Annotated in this window: 18 protein-coding genes; 7 read left to right on the top strand and 11 right to left on the bottom strand. The window is 61.7% G+C overall.

What is annotated here, in order from left to right; translation table 11 throughout:
* Window positions 1–3 precede the first annotated feature (3 nt).
* From RGV33_RS28860 to RGV33_RS28835, 6 genes are all read right to left on the bottom strand, one after another.
* A complete protein-coding gene (locus RGV33_RS28860) occupies window positions 4–660 on the bottom strand; it encodes a DedA family protein (protein WP_076014107.1) in 657 nt (218 codons plus the stop codon).
* A gap of 270 nt (window positions 661–930) precedes the next feature.
* On the bottom strand, window positions 931–1,389 hold the full coding sequence (locus RGV33_RS28855) for a GNAT family N-acetyltransferase (protein WP_322147735.1): 459 nt from the start codon (window positions 1,387–1,389) through the stop codon (window positions 931–933).
* Between the two features lie 91 nt (window positions 1,390–1,480).
* Window positions 1,481–2,311 (bottom strand): ethanolamine ammonia-lyase subunit EutC, encoded by an 831-nt coding sequence (gene eutC / locus RGV33_RS28850; protein ID WP_416152095.1) that lies wholly within the window; start codon window positions 2,309–2,311, stop codon window positions 1,481–1,483.
* 14 nt (window positions 2,312–2,325) lie between these two features.
* Window positions 2,326–3,720, bottom strand: a complete 1,395-nt coding sequence (locus tag RGV33_RS28845; RefSeq protein WP_322147732.1) for an ethanolamine ammonia-lyase subunit EutB — start codon at window positions 3,718–3,720, stop codon at window positions 2,326–2,328.
* Between the two features lie 64 nt (window positions 3,721–3,784).
* Window positions 3,785–5,218 (bottom strand): ethanolamine permease, encoded by a 1,434-nt coding sequence (gene eat / locus RGV33_RS28840; RefSeq protein ID WP_322147731.1) that lies wholly within the window; start codon window positions 5,216–5,218, stop codon window positions 3,785–3,787.
* A gap of 238 nt (window positions 5,219–5,456) precedes the next feature.
* On the bottom strand, window positions 5,457–6,977 hold the full coding sequence (locus RGV33_RS28835) for an aldehyde dehydrogenase family protein (RefSeq protein WP_003219398.1): 1,521 nt from the start codon (window positions 6,975–6,977) through the stop codon (window positions 5,457–5,459).
* Window positions 6,978–7,273: 296 nt separating this feature from the next.
* On the opposite strand from RGV33_RS28835, the gene RGV33_RS28830 reads away from it, so the two are divergent.
* The 4 genes from RGV33_RS28830 to RGV33_RS28815 all read left to right on the top strand — a co-directional run bounded on the left by RGV33_RS28830 (window position 7,274) and on the right by RGV33_RS28815 (window position 11,492).
* Entirely contained in the window at window positions 7,274–9,178 is a 1,905-nt protein-coding gene (locus tag RGV33_RS28830) for a sigma-54-dependent Fis family transcriptional regulator (RefSeq protein WP_322147730.1), read from the top strand.
* Between the two features lie 61 nt (window positions 9,179–9,239).
* The gene (gene mpl / locus RGV33_RS28825) at window positions 9,240–10,589 is read left to right on the top strand and encodes a UDP-N-acetylmuramate:L-alanyl-gamma-D-glutamyl-meso-diaminopimelate ligase (protein ID WP_322147729.1); all 1,350 of its coding nucleotides are present in this window, start codon (window positions 9,240–9,242) and stop codon (window positions 10,587–10,589) included.
* Window positions 10,586–11,215, top strand: coding sequence for a flavin prenyltransferase UbiX (ubiX, locus tag RGV33_RS28820; protein ID WP_003219402.1), 630 nt, complete (start codon window positions 10,586–10,588; stop codon window positions 11,213–11,215). Before mpl ends, ubiX begins: the two co-directional genes overlap by 4 nt.
* On the top strand, window positions 11,208–11,492 hold the full coding sequence (locus RGV33_RS28815) for a YceK/YidQ family lipoprotein (RefSeq protein ID WP_322147728.1): 285 nt from the start codon (window positions 11,208–11,210) through the stop codon (window positions 11,490–11,492). The genes ubiX and RGV33_RS28815 overlap by 8 nt, the downstream gene beginning before the upstream one ends.
* Window positions 11,493–11,629: 137 nt before the next feature.
* Here RGV33_RS28815 and RGV33_RS28810 read toward each other — a convergent pair whose 3' ends face one another.
* The 3 genes from RGV33_RS28810 to RGV33_RS28800 all read right to left on the bottom strand — a co-directional run bounded on the left by RGV33_RS28810 (window position 11,630) and on the right by RGV33_RS28800 (window position 14,575).
* The gene (locus RGV33_RS28810) at window positions 11,630–12,271 is read right to left on the bottom strand and encodes an oxidoreductase (protein ID WP_010174756.1); all 642 of its coding nucleotides are present in this window, start codon (window positions 12,269–12,271) and stop codon (window positions 11,630–11,632) included.
* A 27-nt stretch (window positions 12,272–12,298) separates the two neighbouring features.
* Window positions 12,299–14,017 carry a C13 family peptidase gene (locus RGV33_RS28805; RefSeq protein ID WP_322147727.1) on the bottom strand — a complete coding sequence of 573 codons (1,719 nt, stop codon included), beginning with the start codon at window positions 14,015–14,017 and terminating at the stop codon, window positions 12,299–12,301.
* 102 nt (window positions 14,018–14,119) lie between these two features.
* Window positions 14,120–14,575 (bottom strand): MaoC family dehydratase, encoded by a 456-nt coding sequence (locus RGV33_RS28800; RefSeq protein WP_322147726.1) that lies wholly within the window; start codon window positions 14,573–14,575, stop codon window positions 14,120–14,122.
* Window positions 14,576–14,739: 164 nt separating this feature from the next.
* On the opposite strand from RGV33_RS28800, the gene RGV33_RS28795 reads away from it, so the two are divergent.
* Genes RGV33_RS28795 through RGV33_RS28785 form a run of 3 tightly spaced genes read left to right on the top strand, consistent with a single transcriptional unit; the run spans window position 14,740 to window position 16,421 of the window.
* Window positions 14,740–15,093 carry a CidA/LrgA family protein gene (locus RGV33_RS28795; RefSeq protein ID WP_322147725.1) on the top strand — a complete coding sequence of 118 codons (354 nt, stop codon included), beginning with the start codon at window positions 14,740–14,742 and terminating at the stop codon, window positions 15,091–15,093.
* Window positions 15,090–15,806, top strand: a complete 717-nt coding sequence (locus tag RGV33_RS28790) for an LrgB family protein (protein ID WP_322147724.1) — start codon at window positions 15,090–15,092, stop codon at window positions 15,804–15,806. Before RGV33_RS28795 ends, RGV33_RS28790 begins: the two co-directional genes overlap by 4 nt.
* A gap of 21 nt (window positions 15,807–15,827) precedes the next feature.
* Complete coding sequence (locus RGV33_RS28785) at window positions 15,828–16,421, top strand: LON peptidase substrate-binding domain-containing protein (RefSeq protein ID WP_322147723.1); 594 nt, start codon at window positions 15,828–15,830, stop codon at window positions 16,419–16,421.
* On the opposite strand, the gene RGV33_RS28780 is transcribed toward RGV33_RS28785, so the two are convergent.
* Complete coding sequence (locus tag RGV33_RS28780; protein WP_322147722.1) at window positions 16,415–17,731, bottom strand: bifunctional DedA family/phosphatase PAP2 family protein; 1,317 nt, start codon at window positions 17,729–17,731, stop codon at window positions 16,415–16,417. The genes RGV33_RS28785 and RGV33_RS28780 overlap by 7 nt on opposite strands.
* Before the next feature lie 112 nt (window positions 17,732–17,843).
* Complete coding sequence (locus RGV33_RS28775) at window positions 17,844–18,527, bottom strand: DNA-3-methyladenine glycosylase (protein ID WP_322147721.1); 684 nt, start codon at window positions 18,525–18,527, stop codon at window positions 17,844–17,846.
* Between the last annotated feature and the right edge of the window lie 53 nt (window positions 18,528–18,580).

Here is an 18,580-nt window from a genome sequence, read left to right as displayed (position 1 = left end):
CGGTTACTGCGGCTTGGCTTCGGAGGAGCTGCGGCCAAAGCGGCTGCGGAACACGCCGATGATCATCGGTACCAGCGACAGCAGGATGATGAACACCACCAGCAGCGACAGGTTTTTCTTGATGAACGGCACGTTGCCGAAGAAGTAGCCCAGGGTCACCAGGCCGCCCACCCACAAAATGGTGCCGAACACGCTGAAACCGAAGAAGCGCGGGTAAGGCATTTTCGCGATGCCTGCAACGAACGGTGCGAAGGTCCGCAGGATCGGCAGGAAGCGCGCCAGGGTTACGGTTTTGCCGCCGTGCTTGTCGTAGAAGTCGTGGGTTTTTTGCAGATAGTCGCGGCGGAAGATTTTCGAGTTGGGGTTGCTGAACAAGCGTTCCCCGGCCGTTCGTCCGATTACGTAGTTGGTACTGTCACCCAGGATGGCCGCGAGCATCAGCAAGCCGCCCAACAATACCGGGTCCATGCCGCCACCTGCGGCGATGGCGCCGGCGATAAACAGCAACGAATCACCCGGCAGGAAGGGCATGACCACCAGGCCGGTTTCGCAAAAGATAACCAGGAACAGAATGGCGTAGATCCACACTCCGTAGTTTCTCACCAGCATGTCGAGGTACACGTCGAGATGCAGGATAAGGTCGAGCGGGTTGAAATCCATGGAGGGCACCTGTGTGAATGGCCTGGCTCAGCGGGCCTGTGCGGAGGCTTCGGGTAATAAGACTACAAGGTTGTGGCGTATTTCTTACGACCCTGAAAGGTCCGCATTATACGGATAGAGTCGTGAAAAGCGTGTTGGTTTTGTAGCGGGGAATGTCGCCGTAGGAGCGGGCGTGCTCGAAAAACCTCAGCACACCGCGTTCATTCACTAAGAATGCGTCATCGTTATCGATGTTCGCGAGCAAGCTTGCTCCTACAGGGATAATTTTTGTCAGTCTTCACTGATCGGGAGCACGTAGTTTTTAAACTCGGTGTCTTCCTTGAAACCGATGGATTCGTAGGTTTTCTGCGCCACCTGATTGTCGCTGCTGGTGGATACACGCAGGCGCACGGCGTGAGTTTCCTTGGCCATCTTCTTCGCGGTACGCATCAGGTTGTCGGCCACCAGCTGGCGGCGAGCGTCTTCGGCCACGTAGATGTCGTTGAGGATCCATACGCGTTTGAGGGACAGTGAGGAAAAACTTGGATACAGCTGGCAGAAGCCGAGCAGCTTTTTGTCGTCGTCATCGGCAAGTGCCAGGTAGATCACGGATTCCTTGCGGCGCAGGCGTTTTTCGAGGAACGCGCGGCTTGAATCAGGAAATGGCAATGCGCCGTAAAACTCGCGGTATTTGACGAAAAGCGGGGTCAACAGGTCCAGGTGTTCCAGGGTCGCTTGAGTTATCCGCATGCCAGGCCTCAACTTACAATGGGGTATGACCACTCGAGCGGCCGTGTCTTGATGCTGCCTAAAGCGCAGAAAAAGCGCAATCGTGCAGGGATCAGTCCTCCGGTGGGCTGAGGAGGAAGTTGCCTTTCATCAGGTCGGGATCGTCCGATTCAAGTGTCTGAATCTGTGCTTCATCCTTGAGATTGACCCCCGACAGCTGCCGGCGACAGGCCTCACGCATCAAGTAAAGCAGCCGATGCGCGGCCATGCCGTAACTCAAGCCTTCCAGGCGCACATTGGAGATGCAGTTGCGGTACGCGTCGGTGAGGCCGACCCTGGGGTTGTAGGTGAAGTACAGCCCCAGGCTGTCCGGCGAACTGAGCCCCGGCCGTTCGCCGATCAGGATCACCACCATTTTCGCCCCCAGCAACTGGCCGATTTCATCGGCGACGGCCACGCGGCCCTGCTCCACCAGAATCACCGGCGACAGCGACCAGCCTTCAGCGTGGGTTTGTTCCTCCATACGTGTAAGAAACGCCAGCGTATGTTTATGCACGGCCAGCGCCGACAAGCCGTCGGCCACTACCACGGCCAGGTCCACGCCGCCCGGGTTGGCTTCGGCGTAATCCCGCAGGGCCTGGGCCGATTCATCGCTCAGGCGTCGGCCCAGGTCCGGGCGTTGCAGGTAGCTATGCCGGTCCACAGCGGCGCTGTGCAGCAGCAGGCTGTCGCGGCCACGTTCGGCCAATTGGCTGCTCAACCCTACATGATCAAACGGCAGGTGTACCGCGTCCCGGGCCTGGGCATGGGCGAATTGAAAGTCCAGCTGCGCGCCGGTAGGGATGCTGGTGCCGGTACGGCCCAGGGCGATCCGCGCCGGGGTCAGGCGCCGCAGCTCCAGCCACGGGTTGTCCACGTTGTTCTCCGGGGTGTCGATGTGCATAGGCGGTTCCTTCTTCATCCCAGTTGCGCCAGGGCGTGGCGGAATGCCGACGGCAGGCTGTTGCCGAAGTGCACCTTGCCGTCGACTTGCGTGAAGATGCCCATTTTTGCCAGCCACTGTTCAAACTCCGGCGCCGGCTTTAAACCCAATGTTTGTCGGGCGTAGAGCGCGTCGTGGAACGAGGTGGTCTGGTAGTTGAGCATGATGTCGTCGGAGCCCGGGATGCCCATGATGAAGTTGATCCCGGCGACACCCAGCAGGGTCAGCAGGGTGTCCATGTCGTCCTGGTCGGCTTCGGCGTGGTTGGTGTAGCAAATGTCGCACCCCATCGGCACGCCCAGCAGCTTGCCGCAGAAGTGGTCTTCGAGGCCGGCGCGGATGATCTGCTTGCCGTTGTACAGGTACTCGGGGCCGATAAAGCCGACCACGGTGTTCACCAGAAACGGCTTGAAATGCCGGGCCACCGCGTAGGCGCGGGTTTCGCAGGTTTGCTGGTCGACGCCAAAATGCGCGTTGGCCGACAAGGCGCTGCCCTGGCCGGTTTCGAAATACATCAGGTTTTGCCCGAGGGTGCCGCGGTTCAGGCTCAAGCCCGCGTCGTAGCCTTCCTGCAGCACGCTCAGGCTGATGCCGAAACTGGCGTTGGCGGCTTCGGTGCCGGCGATGGACTGGAACACCAGGTCCAGCGGCACGCCGCGGTTGATGGCCTCGATGGAGGTGGTGACGTGGGTCAGCACGCAGGCCTGGGTCGGGATTTCGTAGCGCTGGATGATCGCATCGAGCATTTCCAGCATGGCGCAGATCGAGGCGATGCTGTCGGTGGCCGGGTTGATGCCGATCATGGCGTCGCCATTGCCGTAGAGCAGGCCGTCGAGAATGCTTGCGGCGATGCCGGCGGGTTCGTCGGTGGGGTGGTTGGGCTGCAGGCGGGTGGACAGGCGCCCGCGCAGACCCATTGTGCCGCGAAACTTGGTGACGACACGGATCTTCTGCGCCACCAGGACCAGGTCCTGCACGCGCATGATCTTCGACACGGCGGCGGCCATTTCCGGCGTCAGCCCGGGCGCCAGGGCGCGCAGGCTTTGCTCGTCGGCCGCGTCACTGAGCAGCCAGTCCCGCAGACCGCCGACGGTCAGGTGGCTGACCACGGAAAACGCCTGTTTATCGTGGGTATCGATGATCAGCCGGGTGACTTCGTCGCTTTCGTACGGGATCAACACTTCCTCAAGAAAGTGCTTCAACGGAATATTCGCCAGCGCCATTTGCGCCGCCACCCGCTCGCCGTCGTTCTGCGCCGCAACGCCGGCCAGGAAATCCCCGGATCGTGCCGGGCTGGCCTTGGCCATCACGTCCTTGAGGCTGTCAAAGCGGTAGGTCAATGCGCCGACCGCGTGGGAAAAACTTGCCATACAGAGTCTCCTTGTCGGCGCGGGCAGCATGTGAGTAAAGCGCCCGCACCGAGATTTACGGCGTTTAGTGCAAGGCGGCCTCTGCGGCCTGGATCGCCGCAAATTCTTCTTCCGGCGTGCCTGCTACCAAGTGATGCCGACTGTAGAAAGCAAAGTAAGCAATTAATACTCCATAGATGATCGCCGCGCCAATGACCACGCGCGGATCCACCAGGAAGCCCGCCACCACGGCGATACAGGCCAGCACCAGCGCGACACCCGAGGTGAAGACGCCGCCCGGTGTGCGGTACGGGCGGTCCATTTTGGGGCGGCGGATGCGCAAGGTGATGTGCGCGGCCATCATCAGCACGTAGGAAATGGTCGCGCCGAACACGGCGACCAGGATCAGCAAATCACCCTGGCCGGTCAGCGACAGACCAAACCCGATGATCCCGGGAATGATCAGGGCCAATACTGGCGCCTTGCTCTTGTTGGTCTGCGACAGCTTGCGCGGCAGGTAGCCCGCGCGGGACAGGGCGAAGATCTGCCGGGAGTAGGCATAGATGATCGAGAAAAAGCTCGCGATCAAGCCGGCCAGGCCCACCAGGTTGACGAAGTGGCCCATCCACGTGGAGCCGCCGTACGCCTTGGACAACGCCTCCACCAGCGGATTGCCCGAGGCCATCAGCGCGTAGGCACCGGCGCCGCCCGGGGCGATCACCAAAATCAGCAGGGCGAAGCTGGCCAGCACCACAATGGCGCCGATCAGGCCGCGCGGCAGGTCGCGTTTTGGGTTCTTGGTTTCTTCGGCGGCGAGCGGCACGCCTTCGACGGCCAAAAAGAACCAGATGGCATAGGGAATCGCCGCCCATACGCCCACATAGCCGAACGGCAGAAAGGTGCTGGCGCCCTTGGCCTCGGTCACCGGAATGTCCAGCAGGTTGGCGACACTGAAGTGCGGCACCATCGCCACCAGGAATACGCCCAGGGCAATCGCGGCGACAGCGGTAATCACAAACATCAGCTTCAACGCTTCACCCACGCCGAAGATGTGGATGCCGATAAAGATGATGTAGAACGCCAGGTAGATCATCCAGCCGCCGATGCCGAACAGCGACTCGCAGTAGGCGCCGATAAACACCGCGATAGCGGCGGGGGCGATGGCGTATTCGATCAGGATTGCGGTGCCGGTGAGGAACCCGCCCCAAGGGCCGAAGGCGCTGCGGGCAAAGCCGTAGCCGCCGCCGGCAGTAGGAATCATGGAAGAGAGTTCGGCCAGGGAGAAACACATGCACAGGTACATGGTGGCCATCAGCAGTGTGGCGAGGAACATACCGCCCCAGCCACCCTGGGCCAGGCCGAAGTTCCAGCCGGCGTAGTCGCCGGAGATCACGTAGGCAACCCCGAGGCCAACTAACAGCACCCAGCCGGCGGCGCCTTTTTTCAGTTCGCGTTGTTGGAAGTATTCGGTACCGACTTTTTCAAAGTCGACGGAAGACCCTGTGGGTTCGCTAGGCATAAAAAGTACCTTTAGTTCTTATTGTTTTATCCCGGCTTACTTCAGCCGAATGAGAGGCGCAGGGCTTATGAAGATCAACTGTGGGAGCTGGCTTGCTGTGGTGAGGGGGCTTGTCCCCCGTCGGGTTCACCACCGATTGACGGGGCTGCTTCGCAGCCCAGCGCGGGGCAAACCCGCTCGCCACAGCAAGCCAGCTCCCACACTTGATTGCATTTCAAATGTGGGAGCGGGTTGTTAGTTAGAAGAAGCCCAGCGGATTGATGTCGTAGCTCACCAGCAGGTTTTTGGTCTGTTGGTAGTGATCGAGCATCATCTTGTGGGTCTCACGGCCCACACCGGACTTCTTGTAACCACCGAACGCGGCATGCGCCGGGTACAGGTGATAGCAGTTGGTCCACACGCGCCCGGCCTTGATCGCCCGGCCCATGCGGTACGCGCGGTTGATGTCGCGGGTCCACAAACCGGCACCCAAGCCAAACTCGGTGTCGTTGGCAATCGCCAGGGCTTCGGCTTCGTCCTTGAACGTGGTGATACTCACCACCGGGCCAAAGATTTCTTCCTGGAACACCCGCATTTTGTTAGTGCCCTTGAGCAGGGTCGGCTGGATGTAATAGCCGGTGGCCAGGTCGCCGGTCAGTTTCTCGACCTTGCCGCCGGTCAGCAGCTCGGCGCCTTCGCCCTTGGCGATTTCGAGGTACGACAGGATCTTGTCGAATTGCTGCTCGGACGCCTGGGCGCCGACCATGGTGTCGGTGTCCAGCGGGTCGCCGCGTTTGATCGACTCGACCTTCTTCATCACCACTTTCATGAAGTCGTCGTAGATCGACTCTTCCACCAGCGCGCGCGAAGGGCAGGTGCACACTTCGCCCTGGTTGAAGAACGCGAGCACCAAACCTTCGGCAGCTTTTTCGATGAATTGCGGCTCGGCTTTCATGATGTCGGCGAAGAAGATGTTCGGCGACTTGCCGCCCAGTTCAACGGTGGACGGAATGATGTTCTCGGCGGCCGCATGCATGATGTGCGAGCCCACGGGCGTAGAACCGGTGAAGGCGATCTTGGCGATGCGCTTGCTGGTGGCCAGGGCTTCGCCGGCTTCTTTGCCGTAGCCATGCACCACGTTCAACACGCCGGGCGGCAGCAGGTCGCCGATCAGTTCCATCAGCACGTTGATGCCCAGCGGGGTTTGCTCGGCGGGTTTGAGCACCACGCAGTTACCGGCGGCCAGGGCCGGCGCGAGTTTCCAGGCGGCCATCAGCAGCGGGAAGTTCCACGGGATGATCTGGCCGACCACGCCCAATGGCTCGTGGAAGTGATAGGCGGCGGTGTGTTCGTTGATTTCGGCGCTGCTGCCTTCCTGGGCGCGGATGCAGCCGGCGAAGTAGCGGAAGTGGTCAGCGGCCAGGGGGATGTCGGCGTTCAGGGTTTCACGCACGGCCTTGCCGTTGTCCCAGGTTTCGGTGATGGCCAGCAGCTCGAGGTTCTGTTCAATGCGGTCGGCGATTTTCAGCAGTACCAGCGAGCGGTCCTGGGCCGAGGTTTTACCCCAGGCGTCTGCGGCGGCGTGAGCGGCGTCCAGGGCTTTGTCGATATCCTTGGCCGTGGAGCGCGGGAATTCGGCGATGGGCTTGCCGTTGACCGGCGAGGTGTTAGTGAAATAGTTGCCATCGACCGGCGCGACAAACTCACCGCCGATGTAGTTGCCGTACTTGGCCTTGAACGAAACGATAGCGCCTTCAGTACCGGGGTGTGCGTAACGCATGGTGGGTATCTCCTGGCTTTTGTGTTTATTGGAGGACGCACGGTTGTGCTTGGTAAAGCGTAGAGCAAAGGTCGGGCCAGTGCCTTGCAGTGCCCGTAAATCAAGGGGTTGGGCTTTGTCGCAAACCGTTGCTGTGACACAGTCGGTACAGCCTGGGTGACAGTTTGTGCCATAAACGGTACAGCCTGTGACCCATGGGTCTGGTCGGGATTGCAATGGTCGGGGCGCTGGAGGATGCTGGGCATTCGCGCGCGGTCTGTTGGTGATGTAGCTCACGCAGGGAGAATAATAAGAACATGCAAAACGATCATTTCAGTCGCCATGCCCAGCAAGTCCTGACTGTCACCCGTGGCCAGGACCCGTTGCACGGCCCCGGTAGCGACCCGTCCATCGCCCGCTCCTGGCTGCGTTGCCTTGAGGACTACCACCTCGACCCCGCACTCACCATGGCCCCCACGGTGCTCGAACATGGTCGCCTGCTGGAAAGCCGCGAACGCCTGCAGCAAGTGTTGAGCATCGCCGGCAGCGAAATGAACAGCCTGCATCAGCAGCTCTCCGGCGCCGGCCATGCAGTGTTGCTGACCGATGCGCGCGGGGTGATCCTCAACTGTGTCACCGCGCCCAGCGAGCGCAAGATCTTCGAGCGTGCCGGGCTGTGGCTGGGCGCCGACTGGAGCGAGGCCTGCGAAGGCACCAACGGCATCGGCACCTGCCTGGTGGAGCGCCAGTCCCTGACCATTCATCGTGACGAACACTTCCGTGGCCGGCATACCGGCCTTACCTGCTCGGCCAGCCCGGTATTTGACCCGCATGGCGAGTTGCTGGCGGTGCTGGATGTGTCTTCGGCCCGGGAAGCGGTGTCGCGTCAAAGCCAGTTCCACACCATGGCGCTGGTCAATCTTTCGGCAAAGATGATCGAGAGCTGTTACTTCCTGCGGCATTTTGAAAACCACTGGTTGCTGCGCTTTCATTTGCAGGCCGAATCTGTGGGCCTGTTCAGCGAAGGGTTGCTGGCGTTCGATGGCGAAGGGCGCATTTGTGCGGTCAACCAGAGTGCGTTGAACCTGCTCGGGCAAATTCGTGGCGGGTTGCTGGGGCAGCCGGTGGAGGCGTTTTTTGATTGTTCGCTGGATGAGTTGCTCGGGCGTGCCAGCGTCAATGCCAGCGCCAGTTGGCCGCTGCGTACCCGTGATGGCCGAGGGTTGTTCGCAGTACTGCGCGGCCAGCCACGCAGCGTACCTGCCCCGGTGCCACAGGTTTTGCCCGAACGGCCGCGGCTGCCGGGCATTTGCCTGGGGGATGCGGCGCTGCAAAACGATTTTCGCAAGGCGTTGCGGGTGTTTGAGCGCGACGTGCCGTTGCTGGTCAATGGCGAAACCGGCTCCGGAAAGGAGGCGTTTGCCAAGGCGGTGCACCATGCCAGCCTGCGGGCCGACAAAGCCTTTATCGCGCTGAACTGTGCGGCCATCCCCGAAAGCCTGATCGAAAGCGAGCTGTTCGGTTATCGCGGCGGCAGTTTCACCGGCGCCCGCAAGGAAGGCATGCGCGGCAAGCTGCAACAAGCGGATGGCGGCACATTGTTTCTGGATGAGATCGGCGACATGCCACTGGCCTTGCAAACCCGGCTATTAAGGGTGCTGGAAGACCGACTGGTGGTGCCCATCGGCGGCGAGCCGCAGGCGGTGAACGTCAGAATCATCAGCGCCACCCACCGTAATTTGCTGGAGCGCGTGCAGGACGGCAGCTTTCGCGAAGACCTGTACTACCGGCTCAATGGTCTGGAAATCGCCTTGCCGCCATTGCGCGAGCGCAGCGACAAGTCGCAGTTGCTGGACTTTTTGCTGGCAGAGGAGGCGGGCGACCAGCCGGTATTGCTGGACAGCGCCGCGCGCCAGGCACTCCTGGCCTTTGCCTGGCCAGGCAATGTGCGGCAGTTGCGTACGGTATTGCGCACCCTGGCGGCATTGTGTGACGACGGTCGGATTGGGTTTGAGGACTTGCCGACGGTCATCCGCCAGGCGCGCCCGCAGCCTGTGGTGGTGGAGGATCCTTCGGATTCCCCCCTGGACGATGCGGAGCGCCTGGCGTTGCTCAATGTCTTGGGGCAGCAGCGCTGGCACATGAGCCACACCGCGGAGCAACTGGGTGTCAGCCGCAACACGTTGTATCGAAAACTGCGTAAACACGGGATCGCCCGTTAGCTAAAGAGTGCGAATTTTCCCACCCTACGCTAACCTGCCTCGATGTTTTACGAGGTCGACTATGCACATTCATATTCTCGGTATTTGCGGTACGTTCATGGGCTCGATGGCGGTGTTGGCCAAAGAGTTGGGCCACCATGTGACGGGCTCCGATGCCAACGTTTACCCGCCCATGAGCACGCAACTGCAAGCCCAGGGCATTGAGCTGACTCAAGGCTACGACCCGGCGCAGTTCGATCCGGCCCCCGACCTGGTGGTGATCGGCAATGCCATGAGCCGCGGCAATCCGGCGGTGGAATATGTGCTGAATAAAGGCTTGCCGTATGTGTCGGGCCCGCAATGGCTGGCCGACCATGTGCTGCAGGGCCGTTGGGTGCTGGCCGTGGCCGGTACCCACGGCAAGACCACCACCAGCAGCATGCTGGCCTGGGTACTGGAGCACGCGGGCATGAGCCCGGGGTTCCTGATTGGTGGCGTGCCGCAGAATTTCTCGGTGTCGGCGCGCCTCGGTGACACGCCGTTTTTTGTTATCGAGGCTGACGAATACGACAGCGCGTTCTTCGACAAGCGCTCCAAGTTCGTTCACTACCGCCCGCGCACGACGATCCTGAACAACCTGGAGTTCGATCATGCCGACATCTTCCCTGATCTGGCGGCCATTGAGCGGCAGTTCCACCACTTGGTGCGTACCATTCCAAGCGAAGGCCTGGTGATTCACCCCACCACCGAGCCGGCCCTGCAACGCGTGATTGAGATGGGCTGCTGGACCCCGGTACAAACCACCGGTGAGGGCGGCCAATGGCAGGTCAAGCTGCTGAGTGAAGACGGTTCGAAATTTGAGGTCCTGTTCGAAGGCGTCGCTCAAGGCATCGTCGATTGGGACATGACGGGCCAGCATAACGTCGCCAATGCGTTGGTCACCTTGGCGGCTGCGCGGCATGTCGGCGTGGTGCCGTCCATGGGCATCGCGGCCCTGAGCGCATTCAAGAGCGTCAAGCGCCGGATGGAAAAGGTCGCTGAAGTGAATGGGATTACCATCTACGACGACTTTGCCCACCACCCGACGGCAATCGCCACCACCCTGGATGGCTTGCGCAAACGTGTAGGCGACGCCCAGGTGATCGCGATTATCGAACCACGCTCCAACTCCATGAAGCTGGGCGCCCACCGTGATGGTTTGCCGGAAAGCGTCAACGATGCCGACCACGTGTTTTGGTATGCACCGGCCAATCTTGGCTGGGACCTGCCCGCCATCGCCGCGCTGTGCACGGTGCCGTCGATCTGCTGCGACTCGCTGGAAGGCATCATCGAACACGTGAAGCACCTGGCCAAGCCAGGCACCCACGTGGTGATCATGAGCAATGGCGGCTTCGGCGGCCTGCACGGCAAACTGGCTGAGGCACTGAAATGAGCGGCCCGGAACGCGTCACCCTGGCGATGACCGGCGCCTCGGGCGCGCCGTATGGCTTGCGCCTGCTGGACTGCCTGGTGCGCGAAGACCGCGAGGTGCACTTCCTGATCTCCAAGGCGGCGCAACTGGTGCTGGCCACCGAGACCGATGTCGCGTTGCCGCCCAAGGTGCAGATGATGCAGGCCTTCCTCACCGAGTACACCGGTGCGGCGGCGGGGCAGATCAAGGTCTATGGCAAGGAAGACTGGATGTCGCCGGTGGCTTCGGGCTCTGGCGCGCCGGCCGCGATGGTGGTGGTGCCGTGTTCCACCGGGACGTTGTCGGCGATTGCCACGGGCGCCTGCAACAACCTGATCGAGCGGGCAGCAGACGTGACCTTGAAGGAGCGTCGCCAGTTGATTCTGGTGCCACGCGAGGCGCCGTATTCGAGCATTCATCTGGAGCACATGCTCAAGCTGTCGAACATGGGCGTGACCATCTTGCCGGCATCGCCTGGCTTCTATCACCAGCCGCAAACCATCGATGACCTGGTGGACTTTGTGGTGGCGCGGATTCTAAACCTGCTGAACATTCCCCAGGACATGCTCCCGCGTTGGGGCGAGCACCATTTGAGCAGCGATGAATAAACTCTTGATGGTGTTGCTGGCGCTGCAACTGGGCGGTTGCGCGACTGCGCGCACGCTGGACGCGGCTCAACCCGGCGCGCCGGTGGTGTACGCCGGGACGCGGCTGGACATGTATGCGATTCAGGGTGGTTGCTGCGCGATGGACCGCTTTGGTGCCGAGGCGCCGAGCTATCCCCATGTCGACCTGCCGGCCAGCGCCTTGCTTGACACGCTGCTGTTGCCGCTGTCGGTGCTGACGGTGCTGGGGGTTGGGTTTAACGCGACGGGCGGGCTCTAGAGCCTGAAGGGGGCGGCGCCTATGCCGGCCTCATCGCAGGCAAGCCAGCTCCCACTTGAGACTGTGTTCGCCATGACAGCGCGGTCAATGTGGGAGTCGGGCTTGCCCGCGATGAGGCCCGTCGCCTCACTGAAAAATTACTTGCCGAGCTTGCGCAGCTCATCCGACTCCACAACTCGCACCCCATCCTGCTCTTCCAGCGCCAGCCGCCACATCGCCCGCGCCAGCTCGCACACTTCAATGCCGTGGTACTTGCCCGGAATCAGCCGCGACAATGGCCCGGCCAGTTGTTCAGCCAGCCGTGGCTCCAACCGCTCCCCCAGCAACAGCGAAGGACGCACGATGGTCAGTTGCGGCCAACCCTGAGCCTTCAATGCCTGTTCCATCTCGCCCTTGACCCGGTTGTAGAAGATCGAGGATTTCGGGTCGGCGCCAATCGCGCTGATCACGATCAGGTGCCGCGCGCCCATTTCCCGAGCGCGCTTGGCAAAAGCCACGACCATGTCCAGGTCGACGGCGCGGAAGGCCTCTTCGGAGCCCGCCTGCTTGATGGTGGTGCCCAGGCAGCAGAAGGCGATGTCCACCTGGCCGCTCAGTTGCGGCAGGAACACCGCCGGGTCGCCCACCGGGTTTTCCAGGTGCGGGTGCTCGGCCAGAGGCTTGCGGCTCGGTGCCAGCACCCGGGTCACGGTCGGCTCGTTGAGCAGGCGGTCCAGCAGGTGTTCCCCGGTCAGGCCGGAGGCTCCGGCGAGCAATATGTGCTGAGGCGTCAGGTACATGATGTTTCCCCCTTATACAGATTCAGCTTAGTTGCTCTTGGCTTCCTTGCTATTCATTGAGACGCTTTCCAGCGCTTTTCGTGCCTGTTGTTTACGCAATAATTGCCAGTGGGCAATCACGCCCTTGGGAGCCCAGATCTGCGGTTCGGAGGCCTCGAAGTTATCTGCCTGTTCGCGTTCGGCCACGTGGGTTTGCGCCAGCTTGAAGGCTTGCTGCAAGTCGTCGGTCTGGTTGAAGGCCTGGGCGAAGAGGGCATCACCGAAGTAGGTGAAGTCGGCTTCTTCAGAGCAGCCGAACGACACGCGGTCAGCCCGCGAGGCGGTCATGATCAGGGTGTGCTCGTCCTTCAGGGCCGGGATGAAACCACCGGAGTAGCAGGCTGAAATCACGATGATCTTGTCGCGGTTCTTCAGCGGTGCGAGCACGGCGGCCAGCTCATCGGCCGGCAGGTCGGCCAGCTCCATGCGCGGCTGGTCGAGCACCAGTTCGTGCTCGTGGGTGCCGTGGCTGGTCAGGTAGATGAACACCAGGTCTTCGGGGCCACTGCGTTCGGCCAGGGTCTGGACCGAGCGGCGCAGGCTTTCGCGGGTGGCCATGGGGCGGTCGGCGATGTGGTCGCGGTGGTTCACCAGGCGGATCTGGCCACGGGCGCCAAAGCGGGTGGCGAGCATGTTGCTGACGTAGTCGGCTTCACGCAGGAACACGCTTTGTTTACCGTCACCGGCCACCACCAGGGTATAGAGCTCTACCGCCGAAGTGGAAGCGGGCACCGCAGCAAGGGCGGCATCGAGCAAGCGGCCTTGGGCCAGCAAGCCGGTTTCCAGTGGGTCGGGCAACAGCTTGCCATCGGCATCGCGCACGCGCATGCCGTTGACCCAGGTGCCGGCTTGCACGGTGCCGTCGGTGAGTACCAGGGTGCCGCGCCCTTGATAGCTGTCGCTGTCGAACCCGCCGACATAGAAGCTGCCGTCGGTAAGGTTCAGGCGGCCAGGGCCGGTGAAGCGCCAATCAGCAAATTGCCCGACGTAGTGGCTGCCGTCGATACCAATCAGTTCGCCCTTGCCGCTGAGGGCGCCTTCCTTGAATTCGCCGATCCACACGTCGCCGTCGGCGTTTTCGTAGCGGCCCTTGCCGTTGAGCTGGTTCTGTTTGAAATGGCCGATGTACATGTCGCCATCGGCGCTGTTGAAGGTGCCGTTGCCCTCCAGTTGGCCATCCACGAAGTGGCCGCTGAACTGGTTGCCGCTGTCGTCGTTGCGCTGGCCTTCACCATTGGGCTTGCCGTGGGCGAACTGGCCCTGGTATTGGCTGCCGTCGGCCAGTTCGAGGCGACCTAAGCCGGAGTACTGGTCGTCCTTGAATTCGCCGCGATAGGTCATCTGCCCTTCCTTGAGGGTGCCTTCGCCGTTGCGCTTGCCTTGCTGGAAACCGCCGACGTAGCTGTTGCCCAGCGTGGTCAGGCTGCCCTGGCCGTCGAACAGGCCTTGCTGGAACTGGCCTTTATAGACCTCGCCGTTGCTGCCATGCCATTCGCCCTGGCCGTGCCACTGGCCTTTGTCGAACTGGCCGGCGTACCAGCTGCCGTTGGGGTAGTCCACCCGGCCCTGGCCTTGCAACAAGCCATTGACCACATCGCCGCGGTAGCGACCGCCATCGGGCAGCCGCGCATCGGGCGGCAACAGCGATTCGCCATCGCCACACGCGGTGAGCAACAGGGCAAGAGCAAGGGGAGCGAGTGGGCGCATAGCGGGATCCGGATAATTGAGCGCCGAGTATGCCGCAGCTGCGAGATCTATACATAAATTTACATGAATTGTGGTGAGCGGCCAGGCTCACCACAGCAGGGCTCAGACGAAGCAGAGTGACAGCGACTCGGCTATATAGGCAGGCTTTTCCTGGCCATCGATTTCCAGGGTGCAGGTGGCCTTGAGCAACCATTGCCCGGGCTTCTTCTCGGTGGCGTCGGTCAGGGTCACGGCCAGCCGCACCCTGGAATCGACCTTCACCGGCTGGATGAAGCGTACGCTGTCCAGGCCATAGTTGACCGCCATCTTCAGGCCTTCGGGCATGATCAGGATGTCTTCGATCAACTTGGGTATCAGCGACAGCGACAGGAAACCGTGGGCAATGGTGCCGCCGAACGGTGTCTGGGCGGCTTTAACCGGGTCGACATGGATGAACTGAAAATCGCCGGTGGCCTCGGCGAACAGGTTGATGCGTGCCTGATCGATAGTGAGCCATGCGGAACGTCCCAGTTCCTTGCCGACATAATCCTTGAGTTGCGCTACGGGTACTGAGGGCATTGCGACTCTCCTTGGTTCATCATTTTGTATTTTTGGACCGGTCCCGAGAACCAATGTAGATCATCACGGGCACTTGGGCCGGTCAACCCACCATGCTTTTGGCGAATGCCGTTCCATAGGGACGGCGTGCTTATAATGCCGGTACGTTTCAGGGGGGGAGAACGATGCTGTTACGCGGTCTGACATGGCTGGTGCTGTTTCAATTGCTCGGCACGGCGCTCAATCATTTGTTTGTCCCGGTGTTGCCGGGGCCGATTATTGGCCTGCTGTTGATGCTGGCATTCCTGATATGGCGCGGCGAAGTCGGTGAGCCCCTGAGCCAGGCGGCGAGCAGCCTGCTGCGCTACCTGCCGTTGCTGCTGGTGCCGCCGGCCGTGGGTGTGATGGTGTATGCCAAGGACATCGCCGCCGACTTCTGGGCTATCGTCGGCGCGTTGGTGCTGTCGTTGGTGATCGCCATGGGCTTTATCGGCGTGCTGATGCAGCATATGGTCAAGCGCAAGGAGAAGGGGCAATGATCTTCGACTGGGACGGCGCGTGGACGGCAGTCATCCATCATCCGCTGTTCGGCATTGGCATCACCCTTGGCGCCTATCAACTGGTGCTGGCCGGTTTCGAGAAAACCCGCTGGATTTTCCTGCAGCCGGTGCTGGTGTCGATGCTGCTGGTGATCGGCGTGTTACTTGGGTGTGGCCTGACGTACGCCGAGTACCGCAAGAGCACCGAGATCATGAGCATCCTGCTGGGCCCGGCGACGGTAGCCCTGGCGGTGCCGCTTTACCTGAATCTGCGACGGATTCGCCAATTGTTCTGGCCGATTTTTACTACGCTTGTGGTGGGCGGTGTATTGGCCACCGGCCTGTGCGTGCTGTTGGGGTGGTGGTTTGGCGCTGAACACATGATGCTGATGACCATGGCGCCCAAGTCCGTGACCTCGCCGATTGCGATGTTGGTGGCCGAGCAGATCGGCGGCGTGGCGGCATTGGCGGCAGTGTTTGTGCTGATTACCGGGGTGATCGGCGCGATGATCGGGCCGGCGTATTTGTCGCGCCTGGGCGTGCACAGCCCCGAGGCGCGCGGCATGGCGTTGGGCATGACCGCTCACGCCGTGGGCACCTCGGTGGCCTTGCAGGAAAGCGAAGAGACCGGCGCCTTTGCGGCGCTGGCCATGAGTTTGATGGGCGTGGCCACGGCAGTCTTCCTGCCGTTGGCCGTGTCGCTGGTTATTTAAGTCGGGTTTAAGGAAACCTTTATGAGTCTGGCGCTTTTCCCGCTCAATACCGTGCTGTTTCCCGGGTGCACCCTTGACCTGCAATTGTTCGAGGCGCGCTACCTGGACATGATCAGCCGCTGCATGAAAAAGGGCGAAAGCTTTGGCGTGGTGTGCATCCTCGACGGCAAGGAAGTGGGGCTGGCGCCGGATGGCTATGCGTTGATTGGCTGCGAAGCACTGATTCGCGACTTCAAGCAGCAGGACAATGGCTTGTTGGGCATTCGGGTCGAGGGCGGCCGGCGTTTCCGCGTGCGTGATGCCGGTGTGCAGAAGGACCAACTGCTGGTGGCACAAGTGCAGTGGCTGGACGAACAGCCCGAGCAGCCGCTGGAAGAGGAGGACGCTGACCTGCTGGCGCTGCTCCATGCGCTGGCCGAACACCCGATGGTTGCGTCGCTGGACATGGGCACTCACGCCGATGGCCAGCAAGCGCTGGGCAATCAGTTGGCCTACTTGCTGCCCTTCACCGAGGCCGACAAGATCGACCTGCTGCAACTTGACGACCCGCAGCAACGCCTGGACGCGATCCAGCTATTACTGGATGAGCTGCAGGGCGAACTGTTTACTCAGTAGGCGTACCTGAGCAGCGCATGGGACGTGCCGGTAAACGCAATCGCGCCGAGCACTGCGCCACACACCGGGAGGATCAACCACCAGACTTTCGGCGGCATCGGCGGCAACAGGCTGCGATGCTGGCTGAAGGTCAGGCTGAAGGCACAGACCGTCATCGCCAGCAGGGTGCCCGCCAGGATATCCGTCGGCCAGTGCGCGCCCAGGTACACCCGGGAAATCGCGATGGTGGCGGCGGGAATGCAGCCCAGCACCAGCCAGGTCAGGCGCAGGCGGGTCGGTTGACCACGGCCGGCCAGCACTGCCAATGCCAGAAAGAACGCAAACGAGCCGGATGCGTGGCCGCTGGGCATGCTGAAACTGGTGAGTGGGTCGGTCAGCACTTCCGGGCGCATCCGCGCAAAAAACAGCTTGGTCCCGGTGTTGATCAGCGCGGCGCCCAGCAGGGTGGCGCCGACAAAGATTGCCTGGCGCCATTGGCGCATCACGACCAGCAGGCCCGTCAACACGGCGCTGGCGACAAACATCTTCTTGAACTCGCCGAGCTGGGTCACCATCACCATGGCCCGGTCGATCGCCGGGCCGCGGTGTTCCTGCACCAGCGCCATCAAGCCCTGATCAAAGTCGTTCAGGTGCGGATAGCCAATAAACAGTGCGATCAGCAATGCACCACCGATGCAGCCAATCCACAGCGTGGCGCGCCGATGGCCGCGCAGGCTGCTGTTGAGGCTTACGCCGATCAATACGGCGAGGCACGCGGCGACGATGCCGGCCTCTGGCCAGAAACCTTCTGGCAATGGCAGGCGCAAGGCCGCGCCGGTGGCCCAGCCTGGTAGCAGGTACACCACCGCCCAGCCTGCGCCGGCCAGCAGGCTCACCGCAGCAAAGCGCGGGAAGGGCATGTCGCACATGCCCGCGACCATCGGCAACATCGGCCGCAGCGGGCCAATAAAACGTCCTACCAGCAGGCTGGCGATGCCGTACTTGTGGAAGTAGGTCTCCGCACCGCTGATCCATTCAGGGTGGTGCCGCAGGCCGGGAAGACGCCGGATGTTCTGGTGGAAATGGCGACCGAGGAAGTAGGAAACAACATCGCCCAGCACGCCGCCGAGGAAGCCCAGCAACAGGGTTTCTCCTAGTGGCAACGCGCCACTGCCAGCCAATGCAGCGATGGCAAACAGCAATACCGTGCCCGGTACGATCAGGCCGGCGATTGCCAGGCACTCCACGCACGCCACGACAAATACCGCCACCGCCAGCCATTGCGGGTTCAGGGACAGCCAGCCGGTAATTCCATCGAGCCATGGGCCCATAAAAACAACTCCCTTTTGTAGATCGTCCTTGTAGGAGCCCGGCTTGCCGGCGATGGCGTCCTTGGGTCCGCTATCGCCGGCAAGCCGGGCTCCTACAGGTTTATGTATGTTTTCAAATCAAAAAATAGTCGCGACCTTCGACCTGGCCCCGGCGCAGCGGGTTCCGAGTGCAATACGGGGCGTAACCGGCATCCACAAAACGGTACATCAGGTGTTCATCGCGCCCGCCGGGAATGCCCAGGCGGGTGGTCTGGATAATCTGCCCGGGTGCCAGACCCACGTCTTCGACGTACAGAAGCTCCTGATCAAAGCGCTTGGCATCCCACATCGGCACCTTCAAGCCCAAGGCCTTGCACAGCAGGGTCTGGCCGGCACACAACTTTTGCGAGGTGCGAGGCCGGCCACTGGCATCCGGGTTGTTCAACAGCATCTGGGCCAGGCTGGCCGGGCCGGACACTTCGTCGACCCACGGATACGCCGATTTGATCAGCACCGCATTGCCTGGGCCGTGGGCGCTGAAGTTCAGCGAATCACCGCCGCGGGCGTAGTACATGTAGATGTGCCCGCCATCCAGAAACAAAGCCTTACGCTTTTCTGTGTAGCCCAGGGACGCGTGGCTGCCTTTTTCGGCGAGGTAATAGGCTTCGGTTTCGATAATTCGCGCCGACAGCCACAAATCGCCCACGCGATGGCGAATCACTTTCCCGAGCAATTCCCGTGCGAGCAGTTGCGCGTCGCGGTCGAAAAAGCCGTCGGGCAGGGCATTTACAGGGGTTGGCGGGGCAAGAGTGGGCATGGCGATCAAAGGTAATACGGCTAAATGTGACAGGATGATAACAACTCCTGCCT

The sequence above is a fragment of the Pseudomonas sp. Bout1 genome (assembly GCF_034314165.1).
Classification (GTDB): Bacteria; Pseudomonadota; Gammaproteobacteria; order Pseudomonadales; family Pseudomonadaceae; genus Aquipseudomonas.
This window is presented reverse-complemented; position numbering and strand designations above follow the sequence as displayed.